The following is a 17,403-nucleotide window of genomic DNA, read 5'->3' as shown; positions in this document are numbered from 1 at the left end:
GATGTCGCTCGCTTCGGTCGCGGTCAAGAACCGCACGGTCACCTATTTTGCGCTGGTGCTGATCCTCGTGATCGGGACGCTCAGCTATTTTCGGCTGGGTCAGCTGGAAGACCCTGAGTTTACGGTTAAAACGGCGCTGGTCGTAACCCAATATCCCGGCGCCAGCCCGACCGAGGTAGAACTGGAAGTTACTGACAAGATTGAAACTGCCATTCAAGAACTGCCGGAACTGCGTTTCCTAACCTCGTATTCTCATGCAGGTCTGTCCATCGTAAAAGTCGAAATTCAGCAGGAATATTGGGCCGACCGCCTACCCCAGGTCTGGGACAAAGTGCGTAACAAAGTAGGCGATTTGCAAAGCAGCCTACCGCCCGGCGCTGGTGCACCGAACGTTATCGACGACTTTAGTTTTGTCTACGGGTTCGTTCTGGCCGTGACCGGAGATGGATTCACCTATGCAGAGCTTGAGGAACACGTAAAAGCCATCCGCAAGGAACTGAGTCTGGTCCAAGGCGTATCCCGTGTCGAGACCTGGGGCCTGCAGCCCAAGGTGATCTATCTGGATGCCTCCGAGCAGCGACTGCTGGATCTTGGCGTGTCTGCGCAGGACTTTCTGTTAACCCTGAACTTGCAGAACCAGGTGGTCGACTCCGGCGCGCTCACAATCGGAGATCGCAGGCTGCGGATCGCGTCGACAGGGGAATTTCAATCACCTGAGGATATCGGCAACCTGCAACTACGCCCCGGCCTGACAGACCGGGTTTTGGATGTGGCAGAGGGGGCCGACATACCTGTCCAACTACCTGTGTCACGCGACTCCGATGTGATCCGACTTCAAGATATCGTGGACATCCGGCAAGGATATCTGGAACCTGCCCTGACCCAGATGCGCTATGACGGACAGCCTGCAATCGGCTTGTCGATTGCAAACGTATCCGGAGGAAATATCGTGGATACCGGGCGCAACCTCGATGCGGCGCTCGAAGAAATCTCGTCCCGCCTCCCCGTCGGCATCGAAATGCACCGAGTTGCCTGGCAAAGCGATCTGGTGACCGAGTCGATCAACTCGTTCATGGTCAACCTTCTCGAGGCCGTATTGGTCGTCTTGATAGTCGTTGCTGTATTCATGGGATGGCGCATGGGCCTGATCATAGGCAGTGCACTGCTTCTGACCATTTTGGCCACGTTCATGGTAATGGTCGTTCTCAAGATCGACCTGCAGCGGGTCTCTTTGGGTGCGTTAGTGATCGCGCTGGGGATGATGGTGGACAATGCCATTGTCGTAGCCGATGGAATGGCCGCACGCATGAAAAAGGGCATGGGCAAGATCGAAGCCGCGATCGAAGCCGCGGGCCAGCCCAGCATGGCTTTGCTGGGGGCCACGATTGTGGCAGTGATGGCCTTTTTTCCTATCTACGCCTCGTCGGCAGCCGCCGGGGAATACGCGGGATCTTTGTTTGTTGTTGTAGCCGTCTCGCTGCTGATCAGCTGGATCATTGCCATGACGATTACGCCGCTGATGTGCATTGACATGTTGCCCACCCCCAAGGTCGAGACGACGCATACCGAAAGCGCCTTTACCTCGGGGTTCCGTGCCGTGTTGGGGCGTTGCCTGCGTCATCGTGGCATCACCGCGATGGTGTTTCTGGCCTTGCTGGGCGGCGCGATCTACGGCTTCAGCTATGTCGACCGCCTGTTCTTTACCGACGCCACACGGCAGCAATTCATGGTCGATGTCTGGGCCGAGGAAGGCAGTACGATCGACCAGACCTCGGAATTGGCACGTAGAGTCGAGGATAAACTGAATGGCGATCCGCGTGTGAAAGGCGTATCGACCTTCATGGGCGCAGGCGGCCCCCGGTTCTATCTGCCGGTCGACCCCGAGCTTCCTTATGCCAGCTACGCACAACTTGTGGTCAATACTGAAAGCCTTGAGGTCGTGAACGACCTTGTCGCAGAACTGGACGCATGGATCGAAGGCGCAATCCCCGAGGCGATGACGCGGGTGCGCAAGTACACGGCTGGGCCTGGTAATACATGGCCGTTCGAGGTTCGCTTTAGCGGCCCGGCCAATGCAGACCCGCAAGTACTGCGCAACCTGGCTGAACAAACGATGGATGTCTTACGCGCTTCCCCCCATGCCAAGGACATTCGAAGCGATATGCGAAACCGCGTCGCCAAACTGGTTCCGGAGTATGATCAGACAACCGGCATCTGGACGGGTACGTCCCGCAACGACATAGCCAGCGCCGCGCGCTTTGCCTATGACGGGCTGCCGGTTGGTCTCTATCGTGAGAATGAGGATCTGCTGCCCATCATCTTACGTCGGACCGAAGACGAACGGCAGACCGTCGGGCGTGACTTTGAGCAAATCCAGATCCAGCCGGCCTTCTCGACCAAGTCGCTGCCATTGTCTTCTGTAACGCAAGGGGTCGAGATCGAATTGGAGGATCCGACTATCGTCCGTTGGCAACGCCAGCGCGCGGTTACGGTTCAGGCCAGCTCGGACGGCGTTACCCTACCCTCTTTGGTTGATGAGGTCCGCGCTGACATCGAGGCAATCGAACTGCCTCCCGGATATCGGATCGAATGGAGAGGTGAGACTTTCAGCACAGCAGATGCCCAGGATTCGCTGAAACCCGGGTCCGGCCCAGCGCTGGTGATCATGGTCTTCCTGGTGGTTGCGCTGTTCAACGCTTTCCGTCCGGCGCTGGTTGTCTTTACGGTCGTTCCCTTTGCGATGATTGGGATCACTGGTGGCCTGCTGCTGTTCAATCAACCCTTCTCGTTTATGGCCCTGTTAGGCGCGATGAGCCTTGTCGGCTTGATGATCAAGAACGCGGTCGTGTTGCTGGATCAGGTCAGCGTCAATCTGGAAGAAGGTATGAAGCCTTATGATGCGCTGGTCGAGGCAACAGTCTCGCGTCTGAATCCCGTATTCCTTGGGGCAGCCACGACAATCCTTGGTGTATTGCCACTGCTGCAGGACATCTTTTGGGTGGCCATGGCGACCACAATCGCTGCCGGTCTGACCGTGGGAACAGTTGTAACTATGCTGATGGTTCCGGTCTACTACGCCCTTTTCCACGGCATCCGTTCTCCAGAAACCAAAGACACCTAAGTGCACGAGCTGAAGCGCAACTCTGGCTATCAACTGAAACGGAGCGAGCCATGTCAAAACCCAAGTTGTTCGCTGCGATCATTGCAAGTGCAATGGTCGCGGGTGGCGCCCTGGCCTGGATCGCAACAGTGCCAAAACCGCTGGTGGTTCAGGGCGAAGTCGAGGCGACCCGCATTGACCTGGCCGCAAAAATCGGCGGCCGTGTCGCCGCTGTGAATGTCGATTTCGGGGATACCGTACAGATAGGCGATGTGGTCGTGTCCTTGGGCAGCCCGCAATTGCAAGCGGGTCTGAAGACGGCACAAGCCGCTGTCGACGTGGCGATTGCCAATCGTGATCTGGTTTTCGCAACCCGACCCGAAGTCATCGACGCGCGCCGGGCCGAGCTTGCGCGCGCCAAAGCCGATCAGGTGTTGGCGCAAAAGACTTATGACCGGATCAAAAAACTCAGCGAAACCTCGTTTGCTTCGCTGCAAAGGCTTGACGAGGCCTCAAACACTTTGGCGGCCGCGCAACGTGGGGTCGACGCGGCGCAGGCCAATCTCGAACTCGCCGAAAACGGCAACAGCATAGAACAAAAAGCCGTCGCTCAGGCTCAGGTCCAAGAAGCCAAGGCCGCTTTGCTACGCACGCAAACTGATCTTGAAGAGCTGCAAATTGCAGCACCTATCAGCGGTCAAGTCACCGCCCGGCTTGCAGAACCTGGCGAGCTTTTCTCGGCCGGGGCTATTTTGTTATCCATAGTGGATATTGAGAACGCCTGGTTCACGTTCAACCTGCGCGAAGACCTGCTGAACGGGCTGGAAATTGGGCAGGAATTGAATGTGCGCGTACCGGCCCTGGGTGATCTGGTGATCCCTGCTCGCGTTACTGCCATCAATGCCGAAGGCAGCTATGCCAATTGGCGCGCCACGAAAGCCACGGGTGATTTCGACCTGCGCACATTCTCGATCAGGGCCGAGCCGGTCACGCGCGATGCGGCCCTGCGGCCGGGTATGAGCGCTTTGGTGGATTGGGCGGCACGCTAGGCCATGTCGCGTCCGCTACCAGCCGGTTTTCGGCGCACCTTTCGTCGAGAGCTGCGCCGGATTTCCCATCAACCTCGCCTAGCATTTATGCTGGGGCCATTTCCTTTGATCCTGATGCTGTTGCTTTCTGCGGTCTTCGCGCCCGGGCTTCCTTCGAACCTGCCCGTAGCCGTTGTCGATCAGGATGGGACAACCCTGTCGCGCCAGGCTGTTCGCATGATCGACGCCACTGCGGACCTTGCGGTCACTGTCCGCGCGACGTCTCTGGCCGAGGCGCAGGACGCTCTCGTCTCGGGCGCGGTGTACGCCGTTATTTTCATACCCCAGTCAATGGGGCGCGACTTGCTGCAAGGCAACCGGCCCGAGCTTGTTACCTTCTATAACAACCAATTCCTGACCGTCGGAGGCATCGTTTCAAGGGCTAGCAGGCAGGCAATGGGGACCTTTTCGGCAAGTGTTGCAACCCAGGCTCTGGTCGCAAACGGGGCTGTCCCCGAGGCCGCGGTTGAAGCGGTCGTACCGATCCCGGTTCAGCGCAGTCCTCTGTTCAATCCGGCTCTGGACTATGTCCAGTTCCTGCTTGCCGCCCTTATGCCCACTGTATTGCAAATCTTCATAACAGCCAGCGCTGCACTGACCATCGGCAGCGACGTACAGCACCCCAATGGCATGGCAAGGCTGACCCGGATTGGCGGTTCGTCGATCACGGGTATCGCGGGAAAACTGGCCCCTTACGGGTTAGCCTATTTGCTGACCCTTATTTTTGCGGACGTGATCATTTTTGGGGCATTTGATGCTCCGTTCAACGGAAACATTTGGCTGCATGGGGCTTACTCGGCCAGCTTTGTTTTAGCTTGCCTGTGTCTGGGCGGGATGCTCGCGATGATCGCCGGAGAAACCGTGGGCGCGCTAGGCTTGACCGGCGTGCTGACCGGCCCAGCCTTCGGCTTTGCCGGCATCAGTTTTCCGCGCATTACAATGAACACTTTTGCATGGATTTGGGGTGGATTGCTGCCGCTGACCGCCTATCTGCAACTTCGCACGGATCAGGTACTGCGCGGCGCGCCGATTGAAGTATCTCTGCCTGCCTTTGGCTGGTTGCTGGGGCAGATACTGCTTTACGGTTCAGTTCTGGTGTTTTTGGTGGCCCGCTCGGCGCAAGTGCCAGCTAAACAGGCGAGCATTGCATAATGAGACGCTTTCTCGACGCTGTTTTAGACTCGATCTTCAGGCTGTTTGCCGACAAGGGTGCGCGCATGACGATGGTCGTTTCGATCCTGATCTATGCGTTTCTCTACCCCCAACCCTATACAGGCGAAGTGGTTCGGGATGTCCCTATCGTCGTAATTGACCAGGACGGATCAACCGCCAGTCGAGAACTGCGCCGACGTGTCGACAATTCGGATCAGGTCGCAGTGGTCGCGCACACCGACGGACTGCCAGCCGCGCAAGAGATGTTCAACGCGCGAAAGGTCTATGGTGTCCTGATCATACCGCCTGATTTCGAACAAGATCTTTTGCACGGGCGCCAATCCCCAATCGCAGCCTTCGGAGACGGCAGTTATTTCCTTCTTTATGGAGCGATTTCCTCGGCTGTGTCATCTGCTGCGAACAGTCTTGGGGCCGAAATCCGTGTAAGCCGTCTGACCGCTCTGGGCGTTGACGCAGGCACGGCTGCAGCTCTTGTTTCGCCGGTGGTGATTACTTCGGTTCCTCAGTTCAACCCGAACGGAGGATATGCCAGTTTCGCAGTTCCAGCCGCGTTTATACTGATAATCCAGCAAACGCTGCTGATCGGAATAGGAATAATGCACGCAGGCAAACCGGCTAGACCGGGCATAGCGAGGGTGGCAACACCCACCGCCTACATTCTTCTGTATACATTCTGGGTCGCGGTGACACAGTTGCTGCTGCCAGTGATTTATGGGCTGCCGCAGGTCGGCCACCCTATAACGCTGTTTGCCATTGCGGTGCCGTTTCTAATGGCCGTGACCGCAATGGGTTTTGCGCTTGTTCAGGTGATCCCTACCCGGGAAGGAATGATCTTCTTTCTTGTCGTGCAGGGATTGCCGCTGTTCTTCATAACCGGCGTCTCATGGCCGATCGAAAGTGTGCCAGATCCAATTCGCTGGCTGGCGATGGCAGTGCCCTCAACTTCGGCTATGTCCGCCATCATCCGCGTCGACCAAATGGGCGCGTCGCTTTCAATGATCATACCAATCGTGAAGCTGCAGCTTGCGCTTGCTGTTGGCTATGCAGCCATAGCGTACGCGCTGCACAATTGGCGATTTCCGAACAGCAGCTGAGCCTCGGCGCGCTGCTTACGTGTCCAAGAACACAGTCCGCAGAATGCGGTGGATGTCGTCTGAAAACTCGTCACGAGAAGTCGAAACAACCAAGGCTCCTCGGGTCGATGTGACCAGCAAATGCGCCAAATCGAGCGCCCTGTCCGGCGTCGCCGCCAAACCATTTTCTGACATGAACCGGGCAAGGTTTTCGACGTAGACCTTGGGCCAGTTTTCCGGCTGGTCTGCCGACAGCTTCAGGGCATCTTCCAAAAGCTCTGACCCATGTCGTGTTTTGGCCAGCTCGACCGAGTCTCCGACCACCGAGGTTAAAACCGTGGCCAGAACGTCGATAGGGTCGCCATTTGCCTCATCCAGAATTCCAAAGACGTTTTGGTACAACGCCTGCATATACGTGACCAATGACCACGAATAGCACGCGTCTTTTGAACCGAACTTCTTGTAAATCGACTGCCGCGACAACCCGACCGCCCGGGCGATATCTTCCATCGAAGTTTTGCGGAAACCGTATTGGGCAAAGGCCGTCATGACATCGCGAGGATTGACGCCAGAGATTGTGTAAGCCGTTACCATTTTTCACCTTTCTGAGGTTTTGCAAACCACATCCGGCACTGTTTTCCCATCGCCGGATGTCGCTTGTCCAACCCGTTCCTGCCAGGAGGACATACCCCATGTTTTGCATCACGTTTACAGTATTGATACTTAATGTCAACTGACCGTGATCACAAAACGTCGCGAAATTTTAGCCACAACCGACGCAAAAGCGCCACCCCATTGGCCGGGGCGGCGCGCGTGCAAGGTCACATATCAAAACCGCAAAGTCAGGCTTGCACTGCCTTCATGAAACGGTCCCGGATGACGACTGGATCCATGGTAATCGGCGGCATTTTAGCGTTTCCGCTTTGGCATTTGGCAACGATGATGGTCATCTTTCGCGCCTCCAACGCCTCTTGCACAACCCGACCGGTGTCTTCGGCCTGACACTCGATCACCCTGTCGCAACCGGCCGCTTCTGCCATTTTCGCCAGAGAGGTTTTCTGTCCTGCGTAAGTAGGCTGGTCGCCGGTAGAACCATATGATCCGTTATCAACGATCAGCAGAATATAGTTGTCGGCCACGTTGTTTGCGATTGTTGGCAGCGTACCCAGATTGGTCAGAACCGACCCATCCCCGTCAATCACGATGACCGGTTTGGGTTGTGACAGCGCAAGGCCAAGACCTATGGACGACGCCAACCCCATCGTCCCCAACATGTAGAAATTAGAGGGCTGGTCATCGATGGCATGCAGTTCCTGACTGGGGATACCGATGTTACAGACAACGAGCTGATCGCGCAGAATCGGGGCGATTTCTTTCAGGATTTCAGAACGGATCATTGGTCGCCATAGCCTCCCCAAAAATTGGCGTCGGTCAGGATGGCGACCGGCTTGTTGCACATGAACGTGTATTTCAGGATCGCGTCCAGCTCTTCTACGTCCGACTTGTGATGAAAGTGATAGGTCGGGATATTCAGCTGCGCCAGCAGTGCCTTTGTGTGAACGGCCATTTCGACTTGACAGGCGATCGGTTCGCGCAGCTCACCCCGGTACGAAATCAGCATGGGCAATGGCATTCTGTAATACTGGATCAGCGTGGCCAGCGTATTGATCGTCACTCCGATCGCCGTGTTCTGCATGATAATCGCGGGGCGTTTGCCACCCATCCAGGCACCCGCGCACAGGCCCATTCCTTCGTCCTCTTTGTTCGAAGGGATGTGATAAATACCCTCGCGTTCGTCGATCTCGGCAATAACGCCGGCCAGCTGTTTGCAAGGAACGGTAGTGACGAACGAGATATCGTTGGCCACCAGATCGTCCGTGATCTTCTTGTCTATGTTCATATCCTGTCAGTCAGTCCTGTTTTGGCGCACAAGGCGCAGTTCGAAGTGTTATGGCCTGCGGTGCACGTGGACCGCGCAGGCAGCATGACGAACGACCCGAGACGCGGTCGATCCCAAAAAATAGTCACTTAGGCCCGGCTTGTGCGACCCGATGACGATGCAATCAACGTCGTTATCCTTGGCGAAATCGATGATGGTTCGGGCCGTATGCCCTTTGATGATCTCAGGCTTGACCCCGTCCAGCCCCGAAACCTTGTCACGCAACAAATTACGGGCGGAGCGAAACCCTTCGGCGACCATATCTTTGTCGAGATATGCGCTGACCGATCCCTGCGGCATTTCATAGACGTGTAGCGCGACTATCTCGGCGCCTTCCGCTGACAAGGCCCGCGCGACTTCCAGCGTATGTGGCGATATGCCGTGGTCCAAAGCCATGGGTACAAGAATTTTGCGATACATATTACCTCTCTTTCTGGCGCGGTCAGTGCTCCGGTGCGAGGATGATTTTCGGCGCGGCGACCATTCCCCGACGCAGATCCCGAAACGCCCGCCCCCCCTCTGACATCGGCCGCTCCTCAACCCAGTCCAAAGCACCCAGCCGTCCATTGAAAATAGCTGCAGCCGTTTGGCGAAAGTCTTCAGCCGTATAGGTATAGGTGCCGATAAATGTGATCTCCTGCAAGGTCATGCGGCGAATATCCAAACCTCCGGCACCCTCGCCAAGTCCGACATGAACCATGATCCCACCAGGTTGCGTCAACGCCGACGCAGTAGCGCGCGTCGCCGCAAACCCCACTGCATCGATCACCAGAGGAAAGGTTTCTGACGTTTCAGAGACTACGTCGAATGCCCGCAAATTCAGCAAATATGCCCGTCGCAGCGCGTTCGGTTCAACTATGACGACATCCTGCACGCCCATCGCCTGCAGGGCCAAAGCTGCGGCCAGTCCGATCGCCCCCCCGCCCACAACAAGAGCGCGACGCTCCATCGCTGGGTGCAAGGCTTCCAACCCCAGCCGCACGGCATGCCAACTGACCGCCAACGGCTCGGCCAAAGCCGCGCGCGACAAAGGAATATCATCTGGCACATCGACCAAATTGCGTTCGGGCATTGAGATAAATTGGGCAAATGCGCCCTCTCGTGGCGGCATTGAAATGATCTGGCGGTTTTGACACAGGTTTTCCCGCCCCGCTTCGCAGACCGTGCAATTGCCGCACGTGACCAGGGGGTTGACCGTCACCCGCGCCCCGTCGCGTGGTCCACTAACGATCACGCCTGCCGCCTCATGCCCCAGGATCAATGGCGCGGGACGTCTGGCATCATGTCCCAGATAGGCATGCATGTCCGATCCGCAAATACCCACGGCTTCGACACGGATCAGCTGTTCCTCTGGTCCGGGAACTGTGTCCGGAACATCCCGGAATTCCAGGTGTTCAACCCCCTCATAAACCAGAGCTTTCATTTCGCAGTAAACCCCCCATCGACCATCAGCACCTGCCCGGTGACGTAGCTGGACGCCTCTGAGCACAAGAACAAGATCGGCCCGTCGATATCCTCCACCCGCCCATTACGTCCGATACAGGTCTGCGCGGCGTTGCGCGCGGCGCGGTCAGGGTCGTCGAACACGGCCTGAGTCAGCTCGGTCGGAAAGAACCCCGGTCCGATGGCATTGGCGGTGATGCCATGTGGCGCCCATGCCTCTGCCATGGCACGGGTCAGCTGCCCGATCCCGGCCTTTGACGCCCCATACGCAATCCCCCCTGGAAAGGCCCGCGTGGTCTGCAGTGAAGCAAAGTTGACAATGCGCCCCCAACCTTTCGCCTTCATTGCGGGCACCAATGCCTGGCTTAGGAAAAAAGGCGCGCTCAGGTTCAGCGCCAGCGTCGCGTCCCAACCATCAGGCGTGACTTCATCCGCCACCTCGCGGGTGTTGATCCCGGCAGCATGGATGACGATGTCAGGCGCGCCGAATGCCAAGCTGATCTGTTCAACCAGCCTTCCAAGCCCCGCACGGTCGGCCACATCAGCTGTCACTGTCGCGCCCTTGTCGCCAAGTTCGGCTTTCAGTCCTGCCAACGCCTCTGCCCGGCGCGCGACGCCCACTACCCGTGCCCCAGCGGCGGCCAGAGCCTGCGCCGCCCGTCGGCCCAGGCCCGAGCTTGCCCCGGTGACGCAAGCCACCCGCCCGGTCAGGTCAAACAACGCGCGCGGGTCATCCATCTGCGGACAGGTCGAATTGCTCATCGGGGAAATACTTCGCCAACCGCACATCAGCCGCGCGGGCGTGGCCCTCCATCCCTTCCAGCCGGGAAATGCGAGCGGTCGCAATGGCGATGGGCTTCGATCCCTCGCGCGTTGCGCGTTGCCACGTGACGATCTTCATGTATTTGTGGACACTCAACCCCCCAGTATAACTGGCCGCGCCGGACGTCGGCAGGACGTGATTGGTGCCAGTAGCCTTGTCGCCATAAGACACTGTCGTCTCTTCGCCCAGAAACAGAGACCCATAGCAGGTCAGCCGGTCCAGCCACCAATCCAAATCCTCGGCCTGCACAGTCAGGTGTTCAGGCGCATAGGAGTCAGAACAGGCGGCCATTTCTTCGCGATCGGCGCACAGGATCACCTCGGCATAGTCGCGCCACGCGGCCGAGGCGTTTTCGCGGTTCAGTTCCGGAAGGTCTTCGATCAGTGAAGGAACCAGTTGCATCACTTTCTCGGCCAATGGTCGATCATCCGTCACCAGCCAGACGGGTGAATTGTATCCGTGCTCGGCCTGACTGACCAAATCGGTCGCGACCACATGCGCGTCAGCGCTGCTGTCGGCAAGGATCAGACTGTCTGTGGGACCGGCGATCATGTCGATGCCGACCTTGCCATAGAGGATGCGCTTGGCCTCGGCTACGAACTGATTGCCCGGGCCCACAAGGATATTCGCGCGCGGCAGGCCGAACAGGCCATAGGTCATCGCCGCCACGCCTTGCACACCGCCCATGGCCAGAATGCTGTCTGCCCCACAGATATGCGCGGCATAGACAATGGCTGGCGCCACTCCTTCACCGGGGCGCGGCGGCGAACAGGCTGTGATATGACGACAACCCGCCACTTTGGCCGTGGTCACGGTCATGATCGCGCTGGCGATATGGCTATACCGCCCGCCCGGCACATAACACCCCGCCGCGTCCACCGGGATCGCTTTTTGCCCGGCGATGACGCCCGGCACAATCTCGACCTCGACATCTGATACGGTCGCTTTCTGAGCCTCTGCAAAGCGGCGCACATTGTCATGAGCAAAGCGGATATCAGCCTTCAGCTTTTCGGGCACCAACGCGATGGCCGCATCAATCTCGGCCTGCGTCATCAGCACATTGCCGTCGAACTTGTCGAACTTGGCGGCGTATTCCAGCGCCTTGGCATCACCACCCGCCTCGATATCGGCCAGGATTGTCTTGACCGTGTCGTGCACTTCGGACGCATGAGATTGCGCCGTCAATGTCGCCTTTTTCAAATAGTCACGGGGCATGGTCAGCAGGTCCTATTGGTAGATTTCAGGAAGCAAGGTGGTCGAAACCGCCGGTACATAGGCGATCAGGATTACCACGATCAGCATGGTCAGAACAAAGGGCACGGCGCGCGCCGCAATTTTTAGAATTGATTCTCCGGTTATCCCGGAAACAACGAACAGGTTCAGACCCAACGGCGGGGTGATAAAGCCCACACCCAATGCGGTGATCATCATGATGCAGAACTGAATCTCGTTCATGCCGATATTGTCCGCCAGCGGTTTCAGGATCGGGGCGAGGATCACGATATTTGGCGTCGTCTCCATCACACAGCCTGCCGCGATGAGGATACCGATCATCAGCAGGATCAGCAGATACGGATCATCGGTCAGCGAGGTCACGGCCGTCACGAACCCCTGCGGTACGCCCATGATCGCCAGTGCCTCGGCCAGCGGGGCCGAGAAGGCGATGATCGGCAGGATCACCCCGTTCACCTTGGCGGAACTGACCAGCATCGACGGGAAATCAGCCAACGTCAGCGTCCGCAGGATGAAGCCCATGATGATGGTGACGACGACAGCGGTCGCACCGGCCTCGGTGGGCGTCAGGCGGCCCGAGAAGATGCCGTAGAAGATGATCCCCGGCACAATGAACGCGTACCAGCCGGATTTCAGCGCCTTGCCCAGATTGGTCAGCCATTCGCCCATGGTCATCATGCCGCCGCCCTCATAGGCGTAGATGCGGTTCATGATGATGTTGGTTACAAGGATCGAGACAAGAATGGCCAATCCGGGGATGAGGGCGGCCAGAAACAGGGTCGAGGCCGAAATACCCAGCACAAGACCGATGATGATATAGGCGATCGAGGGCGGGATCAGGATGCCGGTACAGGCCCCTGCCGCGACCAGCGCACAGGCATAGGGGCGAGGATAGCCGCTTTCGACCAGCCGGTTGATCGTCATTCGGCCCACCGCAGCAGCGCCCGCCGCGTCCGAGCCCGAGATCGCCGCGAACATGCCGCAGACCAGAACGGTGGCCGAGCCAAAGCCACCCTTGGCGAAACAAGTCAACGCCTCGGCCACGTCCAGAAACTTTCGCGACAACCCCGTGCGCACCAGCACGTCCCCGGTCAGGATGAACAGAGGTACGGCGGTCAGGGCAAAGGCGTCGATGCCAGTGAACAGGCTTTCGCCCACAAGACTCAACGGCAGGTCGCCGGACATGACCAGCATCACGATGGCGGCGGTGCCGATGGCCGCCCAGACGGGCACAGCCAAGGCAATCAGACCAACGAATAAGATCACAGGCAGGTAGAAATCCCACCCAAGTTCAACAGTTTGATTGAGAGAACCCCAGAGCATCGCGTGTCCCCTCAGTCAAACAGCTTGTCGCCTTCGAAGACGGGCGTGCCGTCCCTCAGGCATTTCAGGTCGCGCATCAGTGACTGGATCAGACGCCAGATCATCAGCGCAAAACCGGTGGGCACGGCCATCAGGAACCACACCTTCGATACCCGCAGCCCGTCCGTCACCGAACCGAACTTGGCCGAAACATGCACCGCCTCGTACGACCAGTAGAGCGCGATGACCGCCACGCCGAACATCACCAGATCACCAAAGATATACAGCAGCGCCTTGGGTCGCGGCCCGAGGTAGTGCATGATCACGTCGATGCGGATATGGGCGCGTTCCTTTACGGCTGCTGCCGCACCTATCCACGCAAGGTAGATGAAAGAATAGCGGACGATCTCTTCGCCCCAGATAGACGAGAAAGCGAAAATCTCACGCCGAAGAACCTCGATGGCCATGGTGATGACCAGCATCACGTAGAACACCAGCAGCAGCCAGCGCTCGGCGTTGCGGTCTATGTTTTGAAGTAGGGTCATCTGTTCCCTCGGCAAAAGAGCAACCGGGCCATAGCCTTCTTTGGCGGGCCTGCTTCAGGTCCGGCTGCTTTGAAAGATCGCGGGCTCACTCGCTGCGCCCGCTGCCTGTCTGTTAAGCGTCGTGGACGTAGTATTTGCCCTGCGTGCCTGCGGCCTCGACCAGCTTTTCGAACGCGTCCATCGACCCGGCAAGCTCGGTCTTGAAGGGGTCCCATTCGGCGTTCTGATAGCCGCCGACGCTTTCCCATTCGGCCAATTGATCGGAACTGAGCGAGTGGAACTCGACTCCCGCCTTGTTCAGCTCGGCCATGGCATATGCGCGGGCCGAGGGCACTTTGGCCAGGTTCTGATGCGCGGTCATTTCCGCACCCCACATGATGCCTTCCTGTACGTCAGGCGGCATCGAGTTGAACCATTCCAGATTGCAGGAATAGACCTGACTGTCCGGAACCGCCTGCGTGAAGGTTACATGGCTGAGGATATCCTTGAAGCCGAACACGAAAAGCGCGCCCACTGACGGGTCCAGCGCATCTGCTACGCCCTGCTTGATGGCCGAGGGGGTCTCACCCCAAGCAACCGGCGTCGGGTTCGCGCCCGCCATACGGTAATATTGCTGCAGCATCTTCGAGCCCGGAACGCGGAACTTCACACCGCTCATGTCGCCCGGCGTAATTATCGCATTGCCACCCTGACGCACCGCAACCACGCGCGGGTCGATCACAACGTAGAACAGCGCCTTGAAGCCGGCCGCCTCGACCTTAGGATGCACTTCGTTCTTCCAGGTGTCGGATGTCACAAGGTTGGTGAACTTCTGGTTCGAGCCGCACAGATACGGCATGTTGATTAGGTCAACGGTCGAGGCAAACGGTGCAAAGTTCGACAGCGAGTGCTGTGCGGCCTGAATTGTACCACCCTGAACCTTCTGAACCAGCGAACCGCCCGCGCCCAACTGCCCGCCGGGGGCTAGTTTGACATAGACCTTGCCGTTTGTAGCGTTCTGGATGTTTTCCTTCAGGTCCAGTTGCATGATTGGATAGCTGCGCGATGCGCCCAGCACATAGGCGGTGGCGATGGTCATCACGTGGTCGGCTGCCTTTTCGCGCTCGCTTTCCTCCTTGGCAGTCTGAGCCGCGGCTTCGGTCGACCACAACACCCCACCGGCCCCAGCGACCAGCGCGGCAGTGAATGCGCCCGTGGCACTGAGTTTCAGGAAGTTGCGGCGCTCGGCCGACGCCAGTTCCAGTTTGTCCTTGTTCATTGATTGCCCTCCCAAGCAAAAAAGTCAGCTGTCGCGTTCTGCGTTGCGGTCAGCCTCCTTTTTCAGAATTGCGACAACGAACAGGATCGACGCCGCGAATAGAACCAACATCTCGCCCACGTCTCCTAGGAATGCGCCGCTCGCAAACGCGCCCATCGCAACATTCGCGAAATAGATGACGAACACGATGATAGAGGCAAACAGAAACATATTCCGGGTCCCATGGTGGATTCGGCTCAACTTCACTTGTAAGCGCTTACATGCAAAATGCAAGCGCTTACATATCTGCTTTCCATATCACCTCCATAGATGTACACTCATTGGCAAAGGTGAATTACGGATTTGGAAATGTCGAAACCGCGCTCAGCCCCGACGCTGGATGATGTCGCCAAAATGGCCGGAGTTTCGACCGCGACAGTGTCACGATGCCTGAACAACCCCGATCGCGTTGTCGCCACAACCCGCGAACGGGTTCAGGCCGCCGTTGACGCTTTGGGCTATACCCCCAACTTCGCCGCCCGGGTTATGGCGGCCAAGCGCAGTTTCACCATCGGGGCGATCATTCCGACCATGGAGAATGCTATTTTTGCAAGGGGCCTGCAGGCGTTCCAGGAGGAGTTGCATCTGCGCGGTTACACGCTGCTTGTGTCCAGTTCCGCCTACAAACCTGACATTGAAGAAGAACAGATCCGGAAACTGGCTGCGCGGGGTGCGGATGGCCTATTGTTGATCGGCCATGACCGTGACCCAGAGATTTACAAGTATTTGGAAAGCCGCAGAATTCCGACGCTGATCGCGTGGTCTTACCGGCCCAATGCACTGGCACCGTCTATTGGTTTCGATAACCGAAAGGCAATGCGCAACCTTGCAGAGCGCGTGATTGCGGCGGGTCACACCAGAATTGGGATGATTTCGGGGATCAGCGAAGGCAATGATCGCGCCCGGCTGAGAATTGAGGGCGTTCAAGACGCTGCCAACGCGCGCGGCCTAAGCCCAGACGGTTTCACGATAGTCGAAACGCCTTACGAAATCGAAAATGGTGGTGCCGCATTTGCTGAACTTATGGCACAACCTGTCCCACCGACCGCAATCCTGTGCGGCAATGACGTTCTAGCCGTGGGGGCTGTGCGGCGCGCACAAGACATGGGCCTGCGTGTCCCTCAGGATGTATCCATCACCGGATTCGATGATATCGAACTGGCCCGGATCGTCTCTCCGGCATTGACGACAGTGCATGTGCCACATCGTGAAATGGGGCGCAAAGCAGCGCTACAACTGGTTGAGATGGTTGAAACGCAAAGCCCCGGACAAGGCGAGCAACTGGCGACCAATATAGTATCGGGCGGATCACTTGGACCACCACCCCAAGGTTAAGCGGCTTCGGCCTCCATTGTACGGAAATCATCCTTGAGCCAACTGTGGGTAGCACACATCGGATCGGTGAAATGCTGACGAATGAGCTTTCCCATGGCTTTTTGGATCAGCGCCGATGTGGTTTCAGGGTAAACTTCGGTTGTGAACAGCGACACCGTACGAACAAAGTTACGCCCCGGGAACGGCATTGCCTTCACGCTATCGTGGAACCTTTGGGCGCGGTGGAAACACGCGGCAGTCGTAATGGCCCACCCTGCCCCTTCTGCGACCAGACCGATGATGGACTGGTTGCACTCCAACTCGAAACGGTTGGGCAAGTTGTACTTGCTTCGCGCCAGTTGGATTTCGATCTGCTTGCCGATCATGTAGTCCCGAGAATAGCGTAAAAGGGGCAATTGCGCATCCGGCGTGAACAAATCGCTCGCCGTTCCCTCAAAACCAACGGGCAGGATAACGATGAACGGATCCCGCATCAGAGGGTATTCTATCAAACCATCCGTCCGCTCGGACGGGCGCGTGGCGACCCCTGCATCCAGCTTGTGTTCTTGCAGCTTCGCGATGATCTCATGGCTGGGCCGGGTGAAATGGCGGAAGTTACAGCGCGGTAGGGCCTGGGCCAGAAACCGGAACAGATCTGGTGCGATCTGATTGTCGAAATCGTCGATCAGTGCCAACCGTAAATCTGTAGCGTGCCGCCAGTTTCCTGTGCGGATTTCAGCTTCACCTCGTTTCAACGTGGTAAGCCCGTCGCGCACATAACGCGAAAAGACCTCGCCAGCCGGGGTTAGACCCATCGGACGTCGACTGTGATCAACCAATTCGATACCCAATGCCTTTTCAAGACTGCGCAAGTGATTTGACACAGTACTGATCGACAAACCGGTTTCCGACGCAACTTGCTGAATAGACCCGGATTTGGCGATCAACTGAAAGACTTCCAGCCAGCGCAAGCTCAGGGATTTGGACACGAGGACCACCTACAGTTTCGATTACTTCGAAACTATCGAACCAGAGAATGATCCCCAGAGCAATCCGGAAGTTGCGCTTGTATC

General features: G+C 57.7%; 17 protein-coding genes. 5 read left to right on the top strand and 12 right to left on the bottom strand.

What is annotated here, in order from left to right; genetic code table 11:
* Nucleotide 1: 1 nt before the first annotated feature.
* Genes AC2FF7_RS16770 through AC2FF7_RS16755 form a run of 4 tightly spaced genes read left to right on the top strand, consistent with a single transcriptional unit; the run spans nt 2 to nt 6,455 of the window.
* A complete protein-coding gene (locus tag AC2FF7_RS16770; RefSeq protein WP_496905980.1) occupies nt 2–3,121 on the top strand; it encodes an efflux RND transporter permease subunit in 3,120 nt (1,039 codons plus the stop codon).
* Between the two features lie 50 nt (nt 3,122–3,171).
* On the top strand, nt 3,172–4,149 hold the full coding sequence (locus tag AC2FF7_RS16765; protein ID WP_480868017.1) for an HlyD family secretion protein: 978 nt from the start codon (nt 3,172–3,174) through the stop codon (nt 4,147–4,149).
* A gap of 3 nt (nt 4,150–4,152) precedes the next feature.
* Complete coding sequence (locus AC2FF7_RS16760; protein WP_496905979.1) at nt 4,153–5,340, top strand: ABC transporter permease; 1,188 nt, start codon at nt 4,153–4,155, stop codon at nt 5,338–5,340.
* Nucleotides 5,340–6,455 carry an ABC transporter permease gene (locus AC2FF7_RS16755; RefSeq protein WP_170755077.1) on the top strand — a complete coding sequence of 372 codons (1,116 nt, stop codon included), beginning with the start codon at nt 5,340–5,342 and terminating at the stop codon, nt 6,453–6,455. Before AC2FF7_RS16760 ends, AC2FF7_RS16755 begins: the two co-directional genes overlap by 1 nt.
* A gap of 15 nt (nt 6,456–6,470) precedes the next feature.
* Here AC2FF7_RS16755 and AC2FF7_RS16750 read toward each other — a convergent pair whose 3' ends face one another.
* The 11 genes from AC2FF7_RS16750 to AC2FF7_RS16700 form a co-directional block, all read right to left on the bottom strand.
* Entirely contained in the window at nt 6,471–7,028 is a 558-nt protein-coding gene (locus AC2FF7_RS16750) for a TetR/AcrR family transcriptional regulator (RefSeq protein ID WP_480868022.1), read from the bottom strand.
* Between the two features lie 248 nt (nt 7,029–7,276).
* Nucleotides 7,277–7,831: a sulfopyruvate decarboxylase subunit beta gene (gene comE, locus AC2FF7_RS16745; protein ID WP_170356156.1), complete on the bottom strand. Its 555-nt coding sequence runs from the start codon at nt 7,829–7,831 to the stop codon at nt 7,277–7,279.
* Nucleotides 7,828–8,334, bottom strand: a complete 507-nt coding sequence (gene comD, locus AC2FF7_RS16740; protein WP_170356155.1) for a sulfopyruvate decarboxylase subunit alpha — start codon at nt 8,332–8,334, stop codon at nt 7,828–7,830. Before comD ends, comE begins: the two co-directional genes overlap by 4 nt.
* Before the next feature lie 48 nt (nt 8,335–8,382).
* Entirely contained in the window at nt 8,383–8,793 is a 411-nt protein-coding gene (locus tag AC2FF7_RS16735; protein WP_480868024.1) for a universal stress protein, read from the bottom strand.
* 22 nt (nt 8,794–8,815) lie between these two features.
* Complete coding sequence (locus AC2FF7_RS16730) at nt 8,816–9,796, bottom strand: alcohol dehydrogenase catalytic domain-containing protein (RefSeq protein ID WP_496905978.1); 981 nt, start codon at nt 9,794–9,796, stop codon at nt 8,816–8,818.
* Entirely contained in the window at nt 9,793–10,554 is a 762-nt protein-coding gene (locus tag AC2FF7_RS16725) for an SDR family NAD(P)-dependent oxidoreductase (RefSeq protein WP_480868271.1), read from the bottom strand. Before AC2FF7_RS16725 ends, AC2FF7_RS16730 begins: the two co-directional genes overlap by 4 nt.
* Complete coding sequence (gene hisD, locus AC2FF7_RS16720) at nt 10,547–11,854, bottom strand: histidinol dehydrogenase (RefSeq protein WP_480868028.1); 1,308 nt, start codon at nt 11,852–11,854, stop codon at nt 10,547–10,549. Before hisD ends, AC2FF7_RS16725 begins: the two co-directional genes overlap by 8 nt.
* A gap of 12 nt (nt 11,855–11,866) precedes the next feature.
* Nucleotides 11,867–13,195: a TRAP transporter large permease gene (locus AC2FF7_RS16715; protein ID WP_170755070.1), complete on the bottom strand. Its 1,329-nt coding sequence runs from the start codon at nt 13,193–13,195 to the stop codon at nt 11,867–11,869.
* Nucleotides 13,196–13,206: 11 nt separating this feature from the next.
* Nucleotides 13,207–13,719, bottom strand: a complete 513-nt coding sequence (locus AC2FF7_RS16710) for a TRAP transporter small permease (protein ID WP_170755068.1) — start codon at nt 13,717–13,719, stop codon at nt 13,207–13,209.
* Nucleotides 13,720–13,831: 112 nt separating this feature from the next.
* The gene (locus AC2FF7_RS16705; RefSeq protein ID WP_170356149.1) at nt 13,832–14,977 is read right to left on the bottom strand and encodes a TRAP transporter substrate-binding protein; all 1,146 of its coding nucleotides are present in this window, start codon (nt 14,975–14,977) and stop codon (nt 13,832–13,834) included.
* A gap of 24 nt (nt 14,978–15,001) precedes the next feature.
* A complete protein-coding gene (locus AC2FF7_RS16700; protein ID WP_170356148.1) occupies nt 15,002–15,187 on the bottom strand; it encodes a hypothetical protein in 186 nt (61 codons plus the stop codon).
* A 138-nt stretch (nt 15,188–15,325) separates the two neighbouring features.
* On the opposite strand from AC2FF7_RS16700, the gene AC2FF7_RS16695 reads away from it, so the two are divergent.
* The gene (locus tag AC2FF7_RS16695; RefSeq protein ID WP_480868031.1) at nt 15,326–16,351 is read left to right on the top strand and encodes a LacI family DNA-binding transcriptional regulator; all 1,026 of its coding nucleotides are present in this window, start codon (nt 15,326–15,328) and stop codon (nt 16,349–16,351) included.
* On the opposite strand, the gene AC2FF7_RS16690 is transcribed toward AC2FF7_RS16695, so the two are convergent.
* The gene (locus AC2FF7_RS16690; protein ID WP_480868033.1) at nt 16,348–17,319 is read right to left on the bottom strand and encodes a LysR family transcriptional regulator; all 972 of its coding nucleotides are present in this window, start codon (nt 17,317–17,319) and stop codon (nt 16,348–16,350) included. The two genes, AC2FF7_RS16695 and AC2FF7_RS16690, sit on opposite strands and share 4 nt — an antisense overlap.
* Nucleotides 17,320–17,403: the final 84 nt, after the last annotated feature.

It is taken from the genome of Ruegeria sp. YTSC325 (assembly GCF_059609525.1).
Note: the sequence above shows the minus strand (reverse complement) of the source record. Positions and strands in the feature narration are given on the sequence as shown.